The following is a 15,193-nucleotide window of genomic DNA, read 5'->3' on the forward strand; positions in this document are numbered from 1 at the left end:
GTTTAATTTATGAAAGGGAGGCTCACAATGAGTAAAAAAGCGCTGAATATAACGGTTTTGTCCATAGTAGCCGCAGTTTTCGTCATTTTTTTCTATCAATCCGGTTCTATTAAACAGGCAACTGGTAGCCAAGATACGAAAACGGAAAGAGGAGAGATGCAAACTTCTCCCTTTAAAGTAGCGACTCTCCAATTTAATCCCACCTTGAACGAAAGGAAAAAGAACGTTAAAGAGTTATCACGTGTGGCTGAAAAAGCTTTTGAAAATGGTGCGAAATTGGTCGTAGCACCAGAGATGGCTACAACAGGTTATATGTATGAAGATCGGGAAGCCATCGAACCTTTCGTTGATACAATACCAGGAAAAACCACGGCTACATTCGCCAAGATAGCCAAAGAGAATCATGGATATATCGTCTTTGGCATGGCAGAAGTAGATGAAAAAACAGGTCTTTATTACAACTCAGCGGTATTAATCGGTCCAGACGGGTACATAGGCAAATATAGAAAAACCCAGATGTGGGAAACGGAAATGCACTGGGCTGCATGGGGAGATATGGGTGTACCTGTATTTGATACGGTTATTGGAAAGATTGCCATTAACATATGCATGGACTCAGCTTACTTTGAAACGGCAAGACTAGCGGGTATTAAGGGAGCTGATATTATGGCTTTCCCTACAAATTCCTCAGCCCAAACGATATCTGCTCTCCCCGCAAGAGCACAGCAGAACGGGATGTATATTGTCAGCGCAAACCGCTCCAATACAGAAAAAGGGTTTCACATGATAGGGGGAAGTGCAGTTTGGTCTCCCACAGGTGAAAAGCTGGCTGAAGCTCCCATAGCTATGACAAAAGAAGAAGCGATTGAAGAAACAGTTATTGAATACGCAGAAATCGATCTGAAACAATATGAAAACGAAAATAAGGAGCGATTAGAGCGTAGACGTCCAGAACTGTATAAAGAATTAATGCACAAAGTCGCTCCTTGGAACTCTACAAAAACCACAACATCCCATCATGTAAATGTAGCAGCTCTACAATATGAACCTGTCGCTTTGGATAAAGCAAAAAATATGGAGAAGGTTTCTCATTTGATCGAGCAAGCAACACGTGAAAATCAATCCTTGGATTTAGTCGTCCTGCCGGAAACCTCGTTAATCGGACCTGTGGATAAGAAAAGCAAAAAAGACATTCGTTCATTGGCAGAGACGGAACAAGGCCAAACAAAGAAATTTATGGCTGACCTGGCCACAGCAAATGATATAGCCATTGTTTACGGTTTCGTTGAAAAAGAAGAGAATAAGTTGTATAACTCGGCAATGCTTATTGATAAAAACGGCAATAAGGCTGGAAAATACCGAAAGACTCACTTAAACGAAAGTGACAAGGCGTGGGCCGAAGCTGGAGCAAAGCTGCCTGTCTTTGAAACGGAAGATCTGGGAAGAATCGGAATCTTAATTGGGGAAGACGCTGCTTTCCCTGAAACCGCGGGTGTCCTGGCCGTTAATAGGGCCGATATGATTGCTATTCCTTCAGCGTGGCACGGGCAATATGGCGGGAAAATGGAAATCAACCGAGCTATTTCCAAGAACCCTTATCCTGATAACGCAATGGTGACATGGGATGCTGTCGCCATCGGTGCCCAGGCGTATACGGTTGTAGCAAACTTTATCGGAACAGATAAAGATTACTTAGGCGGGTCTGGTCTATACACCCTTGATCCACTATATGGTCTTGATCAACCAGTTGTGGCTTCGATGGGTGAAGAAGAAGTAATTACGGCGGAATTTGACACACTGCAATCAGATCGGTGGTTTAATCAAGAAAAATTACTGCAGTCTCGGCAAACCCCTTATTTTAAACCACTTATAATAGAATCCTCTAGCCAGGAGTCAAATTCTGATCTTGATGAGGCAGCGTGACGAATATAGATTGTGATTAGAAATGAACATTCCTTGGCAAGCATCCACACTTTAGCTTTGAATAATAAGCCCGAGTGTGGATGCTTTTTGATATGCATAACTTGAGGACATGCTGTGAATCTACTTCTACAATAATATATGCTAGGCTATATGGTTTTCTTGGCAACAGAGGAATAGATCAGGTATAATTAGGCAATCCCTAGTAGTGTAAGGAAATATTAGAAACTGCAATTGGACCTTTCTAGTCCATAAACATTTTGAACATCCTCTTTAAGGTAGAAAGTTGCCCCAACACAAGGGGTTTGAATCGAAGTGTACACATAGGATGCTCATGAATTGTCAAGGAGGAGGAGATAACATGTCTAATGAAAAAGACTATGAAAAAGAATTAAAGAACTTTGATTCTTCTGAAGCTATTAAAGGGAAGGAAAAGCATTTTTCTGAGAATAAATATGTTGCAAAGTTACTGAAATATGCCAAGAAAATGGGAGTCAAAATATCCTATTATAGTTTACTTTTATTCTATGCATTTAAAAATCCGGCCACTCCTAAATCAACTAAAGTGACTATAGCGGGTGCATTAGGATACTTGATTCTGCCAATAGATCTTATTCCAGACTTCATTCCAGTCGCAGGGTTTGCAGATGATGCGATGGTCATCGTTTATGCACTATCTAAAATAAAGCCATATATTGATGATTCGATTAAACAACAAGCGGATGAACGAATGAGGAAGATCTTTGGTGAAAACTATGATGGAGATAATGAAATAGAAGAAAACTTTAAACCGCAGCAGACGGACTAATTTTGAGAGGGAATAACCTACTTACCTCGCAATGCTATTAATTAAGCAACCGTACTCGGCCTTGACAAACGCTGAGTGTGGTTGCTTTTTTTGAACACTAATGAATATATAGGAAGCCAAGAACAGAGAATTTATAAGAACCTAATAGGTCAGCATCTTTTAACCACAAAAATGGACGCTATCCCTATTAAGGATCACGCCCATAAAATGTTCAGCTTTCTAGTCCAAAGTATTAAACCTACCCGCTTCATAGTTTCTCTGTCTGATCATCTGTTTCCCACTTTCGACGATAAACCATTTTCGAAAGGATAACTCCGAGCTCATATAAGACAATCAAAGGTCCAAGAACAATGATTTGAGAGAGCAGATCGGGTGGTGTGATGAGAGCAGAAACAATGGCCATCAGAAGATACCCATATTTTCTGATTTCTCCTAATTTACTCGGTGTCACGATCCCGATCGCTGTCAAAAACATCAGTAGCAATGGTACTTCAAATAAGAAACCAAGTGGGATGGATGTCATCAACATAAAGGAGAAGTATTCTTTAGCTGTGATCATCATCTCAAAATTTTGAGAGCCGATATTCATGAGAAACCCATAGACCGTTGGGAATACTATGAAAAATCCGAAAGCGACACCCGCCAAAAAGCTGATCAATATACCTGGGATAAACGATAAAGTTGTTTTGCTTTCTTTCGTTGTCATAGCAGGTTTGACAAACTTCCAGGCTTGGTACCCAATAAATGGCGCTGATAGTCCAAGACTCAAGCTTCCTGCTATCCCGGTATAAAACCTTATAACGTCTAGTGGTCCGAGCATGACGAGTTTGTTTCCGTCAGTTACTAAAGGGATTACGTAATTAATGGAAACTAGAATGGCAACAAAACAAACGATGAAGAAGATGGCCGAGCTAATAATCGCCCTTCTTAGGTCGGTAATGTGCTCGACCAGTGTCTGTTCTTCTTCTTTCAGCAGTTGCTTATCCAAGTGTGCTTCGTGCATCATCGATTCCCCCCGGAACGTTAAGATGGATGATCTTTATTCTCGTCTTTCGTTGCGTCAACAATCTTCTTCTGTTCATTATCCTCATCATTCATCAGGCTATTGGCTGACTTTTTGAACTCAGACAGAGTCTGCCCGAATGCTGAGCCAATTTCGGGTAATTTTTTAGGCCCGAAAATAATTAAAGTTACAACAAGGATAATAATTAAACCCGGAATACCTATATTCGCTATGCCCATCTTGATCGCTCCTTTTGTATTGTGGATGTGTAGGGCCAGGGCACGTGGTTCAAATGATACGCTGACCCTAAAAGCTTGTCTTTTTTAGCATGTTACTTTATTGGCCAATCCATACCTTATACATGTTCGCTATTGCTTTGAACCTTCACCAGTTGTCCTTTTTGTTCTCTAAACTTAGCAATTCCTTCGGCTGCACGATACGCCAAAGCCCCGACAGTACCGGTTGGGTTATAGCCGCCGTTATGAGCGAAAGAGGAAGCTCCAATCACAAACAAGTTGTCCACATCCCACATTTGTGAGTAATTATTGACAGCCGATGTTTCAGGATCGCCGCCCATGATCACTCCGCCAGTATTATGGGTAGTTTGATAAGGGACAATGCTGTAGTGGTCACTGATTTCCCTTGGTTCTACCTTACTTGCACCCATTTCTTTTGCTATGGCTGCACATTTCTCACTAAGGTAGTTGTGCAGATTTTTATCCTGTTCTGTAAAGTCATACGTCAATCTGAGAAGCGGGTATCCAAAGATATCCTTATAATCCGGGTCCAGGCTTAAATAGTTGTTACGATGGGGCATGGATGCACCCTGGGCCCTATCGATAAGTTACGATGATAATATTTGATCGACTCAGCTTTAAACTGTTTTCCCCAGTTCGGTGTGTCTTTAGGTACTGTGTTGTTATTAATCGGGCGCTGGCCTGTTTGAGTGATGGATACAGATCCGCCATGGATGAAGTTTACATCGGAATGGTCAAAATTATCACCATTATAATTATCAACAGTGGCTCCAAGCGACCCCGCACCCATATAGGAATTGAATTTTTCTTCCTCAAAGAAAGCCGTAGCCCCAGGTAAAATTTGATAGCAATAATTTTTGCCGATAACACCTGAACGTTTCTCGGGATCGTAAGGGCGACCCACTCCAGAGTTCAACAGCAAACGGACGTTGTTCATCACATAGCTCGTGAGGACAACGATATCTGCAGGCTGGATAAATTCTTCCCCAGTTTGCAGGTCAACATATTTGACACCTGTTGCCTTATTCCCGTCATACATGACTTCTGTGACATTAGCGTGTGTCCGCAATTCAAAGTTCCCTGTTTTTTGAGCGGTTGGGATGACCGTAACGTTTGGCGAAGACTTGGCACCGTATTCACAGCCGAAACGTTCACAAAAACCGCAATACTGGCATTGAGCAATCGTTTGGCCGTCAGGGTTCTCATAAGTTTGAGACATATTGCCTGATGGCATATGGAAAGGGCTGAGATCTAAATTCTTGGCTGCATCCTTAAACCGCTTTGTGATAGGTGTTTCTTTCATTGGCGGGTTTGGATATGGGTTGTTTCTTGGTGCACTAAACTCATTTTCTTCACCGCTTATACCAGTCGTCTGTTCAAACTTGTAGAAATAGGGCTCCAGTTCATCATATGTGATGCCCCAATCTTGAATGGTGTACTCGTCACCTAGCTTATTTTTTCCGTATTTCTTTTCGGTTATGGATTTAATCTCAAGATCATAGGGTAAGAAACGCCACGTTTGTCCATTCCAGTGGACACCTGCCCCGCCAAGTCCTTCACCAAGCAGGAAGGAACCTAACTGACGCATCGGAAGAGCACGGGTATCTCTATCATTCCTAAATGTAATAGTTTCTCGAGATAAATCTTGCATCAATTCATAACGGATTGCATATCGATATTCATCATGAATATGTTGAAAGTCATCTGTTGATCTGGCTTTTCCACGTTCCAGACCAACGACTTGAGCCCCCTTCTTCGCAAGCTCAGCTCCAATGATACCGCCTGTCCATCCGACTCCTACTGTAACAATCTCGACCTTATCTAATGTTGTAGCCATATTTAATCCTACACTCCTTTATTACGATTTCAGATGTGCTCTCAAAGCTCTCGGTTCTTTTTTAATGAATTTTTCTTTCCCAATCTCATTAAGATAGCTCATATAGTTACCTGGGTACTCCTTCATCATCCAACCTTCCATATTGCCATTGCCTCCGTAAAGCGGATCTGAATAAGCGCCTTCAATCGTAGCCGAACGCAGAAGCTCAAAGAAGGTAGTTGGTGTAACACCTTTCAATTTCACATCGCCATCTTGAAACTTTTGCAGGATTTTGTCTTGCTGCTCCCCTTCAAGATCAACAAAATTGGCATCAAAGTCATTTTTACTTTCATTCTGTATCGCTTTAATGCCGACATCGAACACTTCATGACGTTTAAGCCTGGTTTGATAGCCTTGGAAGTCAGAACCTGGATAGAATGGTCCCCGCATATACTCTCTATCATTATGGCCATAGGATCCAGCCAACTGGTGATCAATAAAAAATGGCACGCCCAGCTTGACGGCGCCTGGGCCGTTATCATCCTCAGGGAAGATCCTTTCTGTTGCTGCGCTTAGTACCGCAAATTCTTTTTGATTAGTAAAATGCATTAAGGCATGGTTGAAATCAGGTGGAGCATCGGATTGTGATTCATTTTTCACCTCTTGATTATCACCTAAGAGATTTCTTCCAATAAGAGTACCGATGAATCCGCCACCGATTGCTCCCCCGGCTGCATAGCTTGAATTTTTGATAAACCGGCGACGAGACATGGTAGAACGTTCGTTGTTTTCTGCCATCTTCGTGCCTCCTTCCAATAAGTTAAATACCTGTTTGTAACACTCTAACCATTAGCAGGAAAGGTTATACTTATAAATACGAGAATAGATGGAGCGATAGCTTACTAGAGGGACGGAGGGAGATACTTCAAACCATCAATACAAAAAGGATCTTATTTATGTGAGTGTTGTGTAGGTATTCAACAAAAAATCATAAAAGAATGTCACTTTTGATTTCGACTCAAGAAAGGAATATTCTAAATTAATATAGGCGAATGATGATCATCATTGTCTTTTCTTGAAAAACGACCCCATGTTTTGATGTTTTTTAAAAGTCTTTAGCGATGATTCATATGGAAGGAAGAACAGTTACATGAAGGAGGCAAGATATTGGCTTATTTTTTTGTAGGGATGGCGGGGTTTCTAGGAGCTTCATTCAGGTATATTATTGGGATAGTGCTCTACGATGCAGATGTATATTTTCCGTTTTCAACATTATTTGTAAATTTACTTGGAAGCTTTTTTCTTGCTTGGTTTACCTTTGAATTATTTAATAAGTTTTCTCTATCATCGAAAATGGAAGTCGCTATAGGTACAGGATTTGTAGGATCATTCACAACATTTTCCACTCTTAGTATTGAAACGGTTTTAATGCTTGAAAAAGGGATTACATCCTGGCTGTGATTTATGTGTTGGCCAGTATTAGTGGGGGATTGCTCTTAACTAATGTAGGTTTTGTTGTGGCAAAAAGGAGGAAAAGGGTATGAGTTTTTTTATTAAAGTGCTTCTAGTTGGAGTGGGAGGTTTTGTTGGAGCTGGATTACGGTTTGCAATCAGCCAATTTGTTAATAAAAAGTACTCATTGAATCTGCCTGTTGCCACGTTAATTGTAAACTTAGTCGGATCCTTTCTCTTAGGATTTCTTATTGGTTCAGAAGTAACGGAGCCTATCTACCTGTTGTGTGGGGTTGGACTGATGGGGTCATTTACCACATTTTCAACGTTTAAACTTGAGGGGATACAGCTGCATATAAAAAAACGTTGGAAAGTGCTTATACTTTATAATGTTGTAAGTTACGGTGGCGGCATTTTATTGGCTTTTATCGGTTTTGGAATAGGCCAATTTTATTTCTGACTATTAAACAAGATGACCTAAAAAGCTATTCTATTAATTATTCTACTTTAATATCAGCCTTACATATAGCGTTATAACCATATCCCTTTCTATTCCAGAAAGCCTCTAAGGGTTGTGTGCGCCCCATCGAAGCCGTCGCCCTTGAACATCGGGAAACACAAACCCCTTGTAAGGATATAGGGTTTCCCTTAATAATGTTCATCTTTTTTTGACCATAGTCAGCATCCTCCTGTTGGTGACAAACCACAATTTTTGCCTCTATAATCTATGCCTCAGGAAATGTCCTTATTTCTGTTTGAAGAACGTTTGCTAAGCTTATTGTTGGTTTGCGGGAGAGTTTTGGGGATAGGGGCGACTGTAAGGGGATGTTTGTTCCTATGATCCCTTCATATTTACAATTTCTCTTGATGTATGGATTATTTAATAACATGGAAGAGCCCACATTTGGCGAACGAAAATGCGGGGTCGACTGTTAAGTATTTATTTCCGCAATCCCTTCTTATAAAACATACCTCCAGAAAAATAAAATAGAACAGACGATTAATGTTATCCATACGATCGATAGGGGATCCCTACTTTAAGCAAATCCCGATCCGTAAAATATCCATAAGAATAACTAATCAAATGCACAGGTGACTGCGTAATCAAAAAAAATCCTGGTATCCCAGTCAGGAATACAGCCATCGCTACAACCAACGGTGAAAAACCAGTCAGACTCTCACCTATATTAATAGATAACGGGATCATTATGGTTAGAAAACCTAGGATATTCACAAAAATAATTCTAATCAGTGCGGTACATAGAACTAAGATCAATAGGACAAGAATAGCTGATTGTGATGATACGGAATAGACAAGAAAGTCAGCGATCCATTCAATCGTTCCGGTTTTGATCAGCATACCTGATACCATGAGTGTGCTTGCAAAGAACAGCATCATGTCCCAATTGATAGATTTCTTAGCTTGTTCCCATTTCCAAACACCTATTCTTGGGAAGATGGTTAATACGGCCCCTAACAAACCGACGAGAGGGATGGAGAAGCCGTGCAGTGTTTGTGTGGCCCATAGAATTAACGTTAACCCCATAATAGTAATAACTTTTTTCTCTGCTAGACTTAGTCGGCCTAATTCTGCTAATCGTTCTTCTAGTAATTGCAGCAAATGCTGTTTATCAATGTTTTCTGGTGGAAAGTAATGCAGAAAGATAAGCCATAACAAGATGATAAATACGAGAATAGGGGGAGCGAAGTACAGGATCCACGTAAGATAGTTCAGGTTCGTTGAAATACTTGAGAAAAGGCCAAATGTATAGATCGTTGAGCTTGCTCCCGTAGCGACAAAGGCCCCTGAAATAGCAGCTAAATAGCTTATCCCAATAAATAAGGCTTTTGCTAAGTTTTTCCCTTCGTTAATTTCCTTTAAATTTTTAAGTAAGCGATCAAGTACTGACGTGACAAGGTTGGCTTTGCCTACGTTTGATGGGATTAAAACCGATAGAACGAGCATTAGGAAAAAAGAAATCAGAATCAAGCCTCGGCCGGAGCCTCCAGATATTTTTAACAATTGAAAAGAAACACGGCTTGCGAGTCCTGTTTCGATAAAAGCGTGTGAAATAATAAAGGTCGCAAATAAAAGCCATACAATTTCCGAACTAAAGTAGGCTAAGGTTTCCGAGTACGTAAAAAAATGAAACGATAGCAGCAGGAAAAATAATAGGGAGCTATACGCTAATGGGAAAACGCGGCCGATCCATAGGATTTGAATGATGGCTAGGGCCGCGATCGCCTGCAGTTTGATATCCCAGATGAAAATCGGCGTAAAAAACAATAAATAGATGATGAATGCTAGCGCTAATAATAGTGGTCTTTTGTTCATTTCGCATGCTCCTATGTAAGAGTAAAAGCCACCATGAGTTAGGTGGCTTTAGTCTGCTTAAGAAGTGATGTTTGTATTTTTGTTTTGTACGTAAGAGGCGGCGGAAGCACCGGCCGTTTTACCAAAAACCGCTCCTGACATTAATCCAGATCCTCCAGGATAATTCCCATAGAAGATGCCGCCGACCATTTCCCCAGCAGCAAATAATCCTGAAATCGGCTCACGATCTTCATTTAACACTTCGCCTTCTGTGTTAACGTGCAATCCCCCAAACGCAAAGGTAATGCCGCATGTGACAGGGAAGGCATAGAAGGGTCCTTGCTCAATGGGCAGAGCCCAATTTGTTTTTGGCGGTGTAAGGTCTGTTGTTCCTTTTCCATCTTTGACGGTTGGGTTGTAGTAGCCTTCTTTTACCGCATCATTATATTCTGAGATTGTTTTGAGAAACTGTTCCTTGTTCACATCTAGTTTCTCCACTAACTCTTCAAGTGTGTCGGCCTGATAATAGGTGGCTTCCTCAAGGTTGTATTCTTTACGCAGCATCGGACGGACTTGCTGGTCGTAGAATTGATAAGCAACGTGATCAGGCTGCTTTAGTATTTCCCTGCCATATTTAGCATAGGTATAATTTCTGAAATCGGCTCCTTCATCGACAAATCGTTTGCCCTCTTTATTGAGCATAATGCTTAATGGGTAGGAATGTTTTTTAAAAATGTCCCCAGGCTTCGTGAAGTCCCCCACCTTTGGAGCATTGTAGTCTGTTCCAATCGAATGGCAACCTGCCCATTCGCCATGCCTTTGGGCGCCAATCGCAAGGGCCATTGTTAATCCGTCACCTGTGTTAAATTCCGTGCCCCGGACAATCGCTGCTTCCCATTCCTTACCTATATGCTCTGCACGCATCTGTTTATTGGCTTCAAAGCTTCCACACGCAAGCACAGCGCTGGCTGTAGATATTTCAACGGTTTGCTCGTTTTGTGCGAGAACAATAGATGTGATCTGATTGTTCTCCGTTTTAAGTTCAATCGCTTGTGAGTCGTACCAAACGTCAACTCCTAGTTTCTCAGCTCGTTCAAATAATGTTTTCATCAATCCCATACCAATGTTCTTCGTTTTTACAGGAAGCCCGCCCCAGAAGTGGTATTGTCCTTCTTTTTCAAAAGATTGATTGTTGTAATTTAGCTCAAATTCAACACCATGCTCTCTCATCCAGGAGATCGTTTGATAAGATTCGTTGACTAAATGGTTCGCTAATTCTGGGGTACTTTTCCCACCAGTCACTCTCAATAAATCATCATAGTAATTGTTCGTGCTATATTCAGGCATGACAATGTTGGCAGCTTCCTCATCCGATAAATCAGGCATAAGCTTTCTTATGTCACTAAGGTCATTGTAGGCAAAACGAATCGCGCCATCGGTGAAATACGAGTTGCCGCCACGTTTATGTTCTGGTGCTTTTTCAAGAACTAATACATTTGCCCCAGCTTCGCGGGCGGAAATGGCCGCACACAAGGCGGCATTTCCTGCTCCAACGACAACTAAATCATAGCTTGATGAGTGTGTAGAGTGATTTGACATCAATGGTTCCTCCTCAGGAAGATTTTGTGATTTGATCTTTTTGGCTATTTTGTCTTTTTTTATTAACGAGCTTAATAATAAGCGGATATAACAGTGACAACAATGTAAGTATGATCAAGGTAATGCTTACTCCAGAAGAGAAGAAGATGCCGATGCTTCCATTTGATGATAATAGGGCCATCCGAAAGTTTTGCTCCATATCAACTCCGACGATTAAGGCAAGCACAAGTGGTGCAATCGGAAAATCAAGAACCTTCATCATTAAACCGAAAATTCCAAATACAAGGAGTAAGAAAAAGTCGATCGTTGAATAGCTTAATGTGTAGGTTCCAATAAAAGCTAACAAGACAATGATTGGGTAGAGCACTTTTGCCGGTGTATCAAGGATTTTGACAAGCAACCCTACAAGAAGGATGTTGATAATAACTAAGGCTATATTTCCAATAAACATACTATTGATTAATGCCCAAGCTGTCTCGGGCTGTTGTTCGAATAATAGTGGGCCCGGTCTTAAACCAAGCATAATGAGCGCACCAAGCATGACGGCCGTTGTTCCGGAACCAGGGATTCCCATCGTAAGAAGCGGGATCATGGCACCTACAGAGGCAGCGTTGTTAGCTGACTCCGGCGCTGCTAGGCCTTCAACAGCACCTTCCCCAAATTCCTCGGGTTTTTTAGAAATTTGTTTTTCGGTGGTATAACCAATCATTGATGCGATCGAACCCCCGGCTCCAGGTAGTACACCGACCAGGAACCCTAAAGGACCGCTCCGCAAGATTGGCCATTTAGATCGTTTCCATTGTTCCTTTGAAAACCAAACCTTGCCAACTTTTTTCTTTTCCTTTTTTTGTTGGTCAATGTTAAGAAAATTATAGAGAACTTCGCCAATGGCATACACACCAATGATGACAATTAGAAAATCGATGCCCTCACTTAAATGGGGGAAGCCCATTGTAAATCGATATACACCTGTTTGGGTGTCGATACCAACTGTACTTAAGGCAAGTCCAATCATCATAGCTAGAAACCCTTTGACCATTTTTCCAATCGATAGAGCGACAATGGCTGACAGGGTGAGCAGCATTAATAGAAAATATTCTGCCGGGCCGAACTTTAGAGCAAAGTTGGCTAAGGGTTCAGCGAGAAAGATAAAACCGACAACGGCAATCATACCCCCGATGAAGGAGGCAACAGCAGATATCGCTAATGCTTGCCCGGCCTGCCCTTTTTTCGCCATGGGATAGCCATCAAATGTCGCTGCAATCGCAGATCCATCACCAGGTGTATTGAGGAGAATCGAGCTTCGTGAGCCTCCATACATCGCACCGTAATAGATAGCCGCCATTAAAATAATCGCACTGACTGGATTCATCCCAAACGTAACGGGGATTAATACGGCAACAGCAGTCGCTGGACCTAGACCGGGAAGCATTCCGACAACAGTTCCTAGAAACCCACCAATAATAATCCACATAATATTAATAGGTTCTAAAGCAATCGAAAGTCCTTCCACAAAACTACTTACATCCATTTGATCACCTCCTAAGGTAAACTGACTCCAAGTAATACACTAAATGCATACCATGAAATAAATGAGAAACTAATAGTAACAATGATATTAACCAGCCATTTTTTCAGGCCATTAATATAAAAGAGAAGGGCACCTAAGTAAATGATGGTTGAGAATAGGAAACCGATGCGGTCAAAAATTAAGGCATAAATCCCACCGAACAGGAGAGTAAATCCAATCAATTTAGGTGTTCTTCCAGAAAGGATCTGTTTGATATATTCATTTTCTTTATGAAAGTTCTTCAGTTCTTGAAAGAAATAAATGACACTAAAAATTAACATGATGATACTTAATCCTGCCGGAAAATAAATAGGTGCATTTGGGTTACCTAAGTTCGCCTTTGGTAGATTGAGTGAGGCGATTAGGAAAACGATACTGAATATAATTAAGAAGGTAGGGACGCCCATTTTAATGGTTTTCACTAACTATTCACCTCTTTTATTAGAAATAAATGCCTGCTGCCATATACTCCGACAACAGGCAATATCCATTGATTAGTTAACTAATCCAGAGTCTTCTATGAGTTGTTTGTATAAATCATGCTGTTCTTGTAAAAAGGCTTTTGTTTCTTCGCTATTTTTGTAAAAACCTTCCCAGTCATTGTTTTTTAAGACTTTCTTCCATTCTTCTGTTTCTACCATTTTGCTTAATTTCTCATCCCAGAAAGCAATTTGTTCTTCTGTCATATCAGGTGGTCCCATCAGACCTCTCCAGTGAGGGAAGACCAAGTCGACTCCTTGCTCTTTCCAAGTCGGTACATCTTCGATTCCTTCGATTGGTTTCTCAGAGGACACGGCTAAAATCTCAAGTTTGTCAGCAATGTGCTGATCTTTTACTTCAGATAGTGAGGTAGTTACTGCGTCAACATGACCACCAAGCAGGGCTGTTACGACATCTCCGCCACCCTCATAAACAAGGAAGTTCAACTTGGAGGGGTCTATGCCATATTCGCTGGCAGCTTGGACGATCGAGAGGTGGTCATCATTTCCGAGCCCAGGGCCTACACCGATTTTGATAGAACTAGGATCTTTCTTTAATGCTTCCATGAATTCTTTAGCTGACTTAAATTTCGAATCTTTAGGAACAGCAAGGGATTGCCATTCTGTGGCTAGTGTAGCGATTGGAGTGAAATCTTTGTAAGTCAACTCACTCTGACCCAGAAGATTGTTTGTTAACACTAGGCTTGAGTTAACAGCTAGGGAGTGGGCATCCTGGTTTTCTAAGTATTTCCATCCAACTTCTCCACCGCCGCCTGGTTTATTAATGACATTAATGTTCTCTTCAACCAAACCTTGTCCGGAAAGAACTTTTTTAAGTGAACGTGCAGTTAAGTCCCATCCGCCGCCTGGTGAAGCGGGTGCTACAATCTCAAGATTTTTGGTAGGATATTCCTGACTGCTTGAAGCATTTCCTGAACAGGCTGTCATCAAGAGAAGAAGTAATAATAGAGGAATCATTCCAAACTTTCGCATACAAACACTCCTTTAAAATTTTTTAGTCTAGCCTCACCTAACAGTACTGTGTTTATAAACGGTGTGAATGACTAATTAAATTCATCTTACCCTTACAAGTAAATCAGTGTAAACGTTTTCAAAATAATGTGTTTTATATAATTAAAAAACATTTTGTGCATTAAGTTCACAAAATGTTTCTAGTATTTATAAGATTTAATCAATTTGTTGGTTGCTGTAATAGCGACGTTCAGGACGGCCAACAATTCCATAAACTTGTTCAACAGATGCTTCATTTATCCCTACTAGATACTCCAGGTATCTTCGGGCAGTTGTTCTCGATGCACCGATTCTTTCTCCAGCTTTTTCAGAAGTGATTCCATCATTTTCCCGCATAAGAATGGTCTTTATTTTTTCTAGTGTTCTAAAGTCAATGCCAGTAGGGAGGGAAGGGACATCTTGTTCTTTTTGCCCCGAGCCAGAACCGAATACTTGTTCAAGAATGTCCTGATTGACTTCCTCCGTTGATTGGAGCATGTTTTTCTTCTTTTGATAACGAGCCAGCGATTCTTGAAATTGTTGGATCGTTACTGGCTTTATTAAGTAATCTTGCACACCATAATTGATCGCCTTTTCTAAAAACGCCTTGTCTGTTGCAGCTGTAATCATAATCATATCGACACGAGGGTGCCGTTCTCTAATTTTGTGCAATAATTCGGTTCCGAGCTCATCAGGCATATAGACATCGAGCAACAGCAGGTCGACTGAATGCTCTTCTAATAACTGCAAGGTCTCTTTTGCGTTACTTGCCTTACCTACTAACTGCATCTTTTTTTCTTTGGCTAAGAATTCCTCATGAATTTGCGCAACCCGGAAATCATCCTCTGCAATGACTACACGAAACATCCAACCATCCTCTCCAAGGTATTTTTCTATTTCCTTTTATCCCATCTTTTTCTTCAAAAAGTCACCAAATAATAATGGCGAATTTCTCCGTTGCTCG

13 protein-coding genes and 1 pseudogene are annotated in these 15,193 nt (G+C 41.1%); 4 read left to right on the forward strand and 10 right to left on the reverse strand.

Features of this window, described 5'->3' with window-relative positions; genetic code table 11:
- Positions 1 to 27 precede the first annotated feature (27 nt).
- Both MUO14_RS18230 and MUO14_RS18235 read left to right on the forward strand, forming a co-directional pair.
- A complete protein-coding gene (locus tag MUO14_RS18230) occupies positions 28 to 1,923 on the forward strand; it encodes a nitrilase-related carbon-nitrogen hydrolase (protein ID WP_244751995.1) in 1,896 nt (631 codons plus the stop codon).
- Positions 1,924 to 2,281: 358 nt separating this feature from the next.
- A complete protein-coding gene (locus MUO14_RS18235) occupies positions 2,282 to 2,728 on the forward strand; it encodes a YkvA family protein (RefSeq protein WP_244751996.1) in 447 nt (148 codons plus the stop codon).
- Positions 2,729 to 2,975: 247 nt separating this feature from the next.
- Here the strand turns inward: MUO14_RS18235 and tatC are convergent, their stop codons facing one another.
- From tatC to MUO14_RS18255, 4 genes and pseudogenes are all read right to left on the reverse strand, one after another.
- Positions 2,976 to 3,734: a twin-arginine translocase subunit TatC gene (tatC, locus tag MUO14_RS18240; protein WP_244751997.1), complete on the reverse strand. Its 759-nt coding sequence runs from the start codon at positions 3,732 to 3,734 to the stop codon at positions 2,976 to 2,978.
- Between the two features lie 17 nt (positions 3,735 to 3,751).
- A complete protein-coding gene (gene tatA / locus MUO14_RS18245) occupies positions 3,752 to 3,970 on the reverse strand; it encodes a twin-arginine translocase TatA/TatE family subunit (RefSeq protein WP_244751998.1) in 219 nt (72 codons plus the stop codon).
- A 116-nt stretch (positions 3,971 to 4,086) separates the two neighbouring features.
- A pseudogene (locus MUO14_RS18250) lies at positions 4,087 to 5,825 on the reverse strand (GMC family oxidoreductase).
- Between the two features lie 21 nt (positions 5,826 to 5,846).
- On the reverse strand, positions 5,847 to 6,602 hold the full coding sequence (locus MUO14_RS18255) for a gluconate 2-dehydrogenase subunit 3 family protein (RefSeq protein ID WP_244751999.1): 756 nt from the start codon (positions 6,600 to 6,602) through the stop codon (positions 5,847 to 5,849).
- A 369-nt stretch (positions 6,603 to 6,971) separates the two neighbouring features.
- Between MUO14_RS18255 and MUO14_RS18260 the strand changes: the two genes are divergently transcribed.
- Both MUO14_RS18260 and crcB read left to right on the forward strand, forming a co-directional pair.
- A complete protein-coding gene (locus MUO14_RS18260) occupies positions 6,972 to 7,265 on the forward strand; it encodes a fluoride efflux transporter FluC (RefSeq protein ID WP_244752000.1) in 294 nt (97 codons plus the stop codon).
- 79 nt (positions 7,266 to 7,344) lie between these two features.
- Positions 7,345 to 7,716 (forward strand): fluoride efflux transporter CrcB, encoded by a 372-nt coding sequence (gene crcB, locus MUO14_RS18265; RefSeq protein WP_244752001.1) that lies wholly within the window; start codon positions 7,345 to 7,347, stop codon positions 7,714 to 7,716.
- Positions 7,717 to 8,262: 546 nt separating this feature from the next.
- Here the strand turns inward: crcB and MUO14_RS18270 are convergent.
- The 6 genes from MUO14_RS18270 to MUO14_RS18295 all read right to left on the reverse strand — a co-directional run bounded on the left by MUO14_RS18270 (position 8,263) and on the right by MUO14_RS18295 (position 15,096).
- A complete protein-coding gene (locus MUO14_RS18270; protein WP_244752002.1) occupies positions 8,263 to 9,591 on the reverse strand; it encodes an SLC13 family permease in 1,329 nt (442 codons plus the stop codon).
- 57 nt (positions 9,592 to 9,648) lie between these two features.
- The gene (gene tcuA, locus MUO14_RS18275) at positions 9,649 to 11,169 is read right to left on the reverse strand and encodes an FAD-dependent tricarballylate dehydrogenase TcuA (RefSeq protein WP_244752003.1); all 1,521 of its coding nucleotides are present in this window, start codon (positions 11,167 to 11,169) and stop codon (positions 9,649 to 9,651) included.
- Positions 11,170 to 11,182: 13 nt separating this feature from the next.
- Positions 11,183 to 12,700, reverse strand: coding sequence for a tripartite tricarboxylate transporter permease (locus MUO14_RS18280; protein ID WP_244752004.1), 1,518 nt, complete (start codon positions 12,698 to 12,700; stop codon positions 11,183 to 11,185).
- Positions 12,701 to 12,711: 11 nt separating this feature from the next.
- Positions 12,712 to 13,161, reverse strand: coding sequence for a tripartite tricarboxylate transporter TctB family protein (locus MUO14_RS18285; RefSeq protein WP_244752005.1), 450 nt, complete (start codon positions 13,159 to 13,161; stop codon positions 12,712 to 12,714).
- 72 nt (positions 13,162 to 13,233) lie between these two features.
- A complete protein-coding gene (locus tag MUO14_RS18290; RefSeq protein ID WP_244752006.1) occupies positions 13,234 to 14,211 on the reverse strand; it encodes a tripartite tricarboxylate transporter substrate binding protein in 978 nt (325 codons plus the stop codon).
- Between the two features lie 195 nt (positions 14,212 to 14,406).
- Complete coding sequence (locus MUO14_RS18295; RefSeq protein ID WP_244752007.1) at positions 14,407 to 15,096, reverse strand: response regulator; 690 nt, start codon at positions 15,094 to 15,096, stop codon at positions 14,407 to 14,409.
- Between the last annotated feature and the right edge of the window lie 97 nt (positions 15,097 to 15,193).

The organism is Halobacillus shinanisalinarum (genome assembly GCF_022919835.1).
Taxonomy (GTDB): Bacteria; Bacillota; Bacilli; order Bacillales; family Halobacillaceae; genus Halobacillus_A; species Halobacillus_A shinanisalinarum.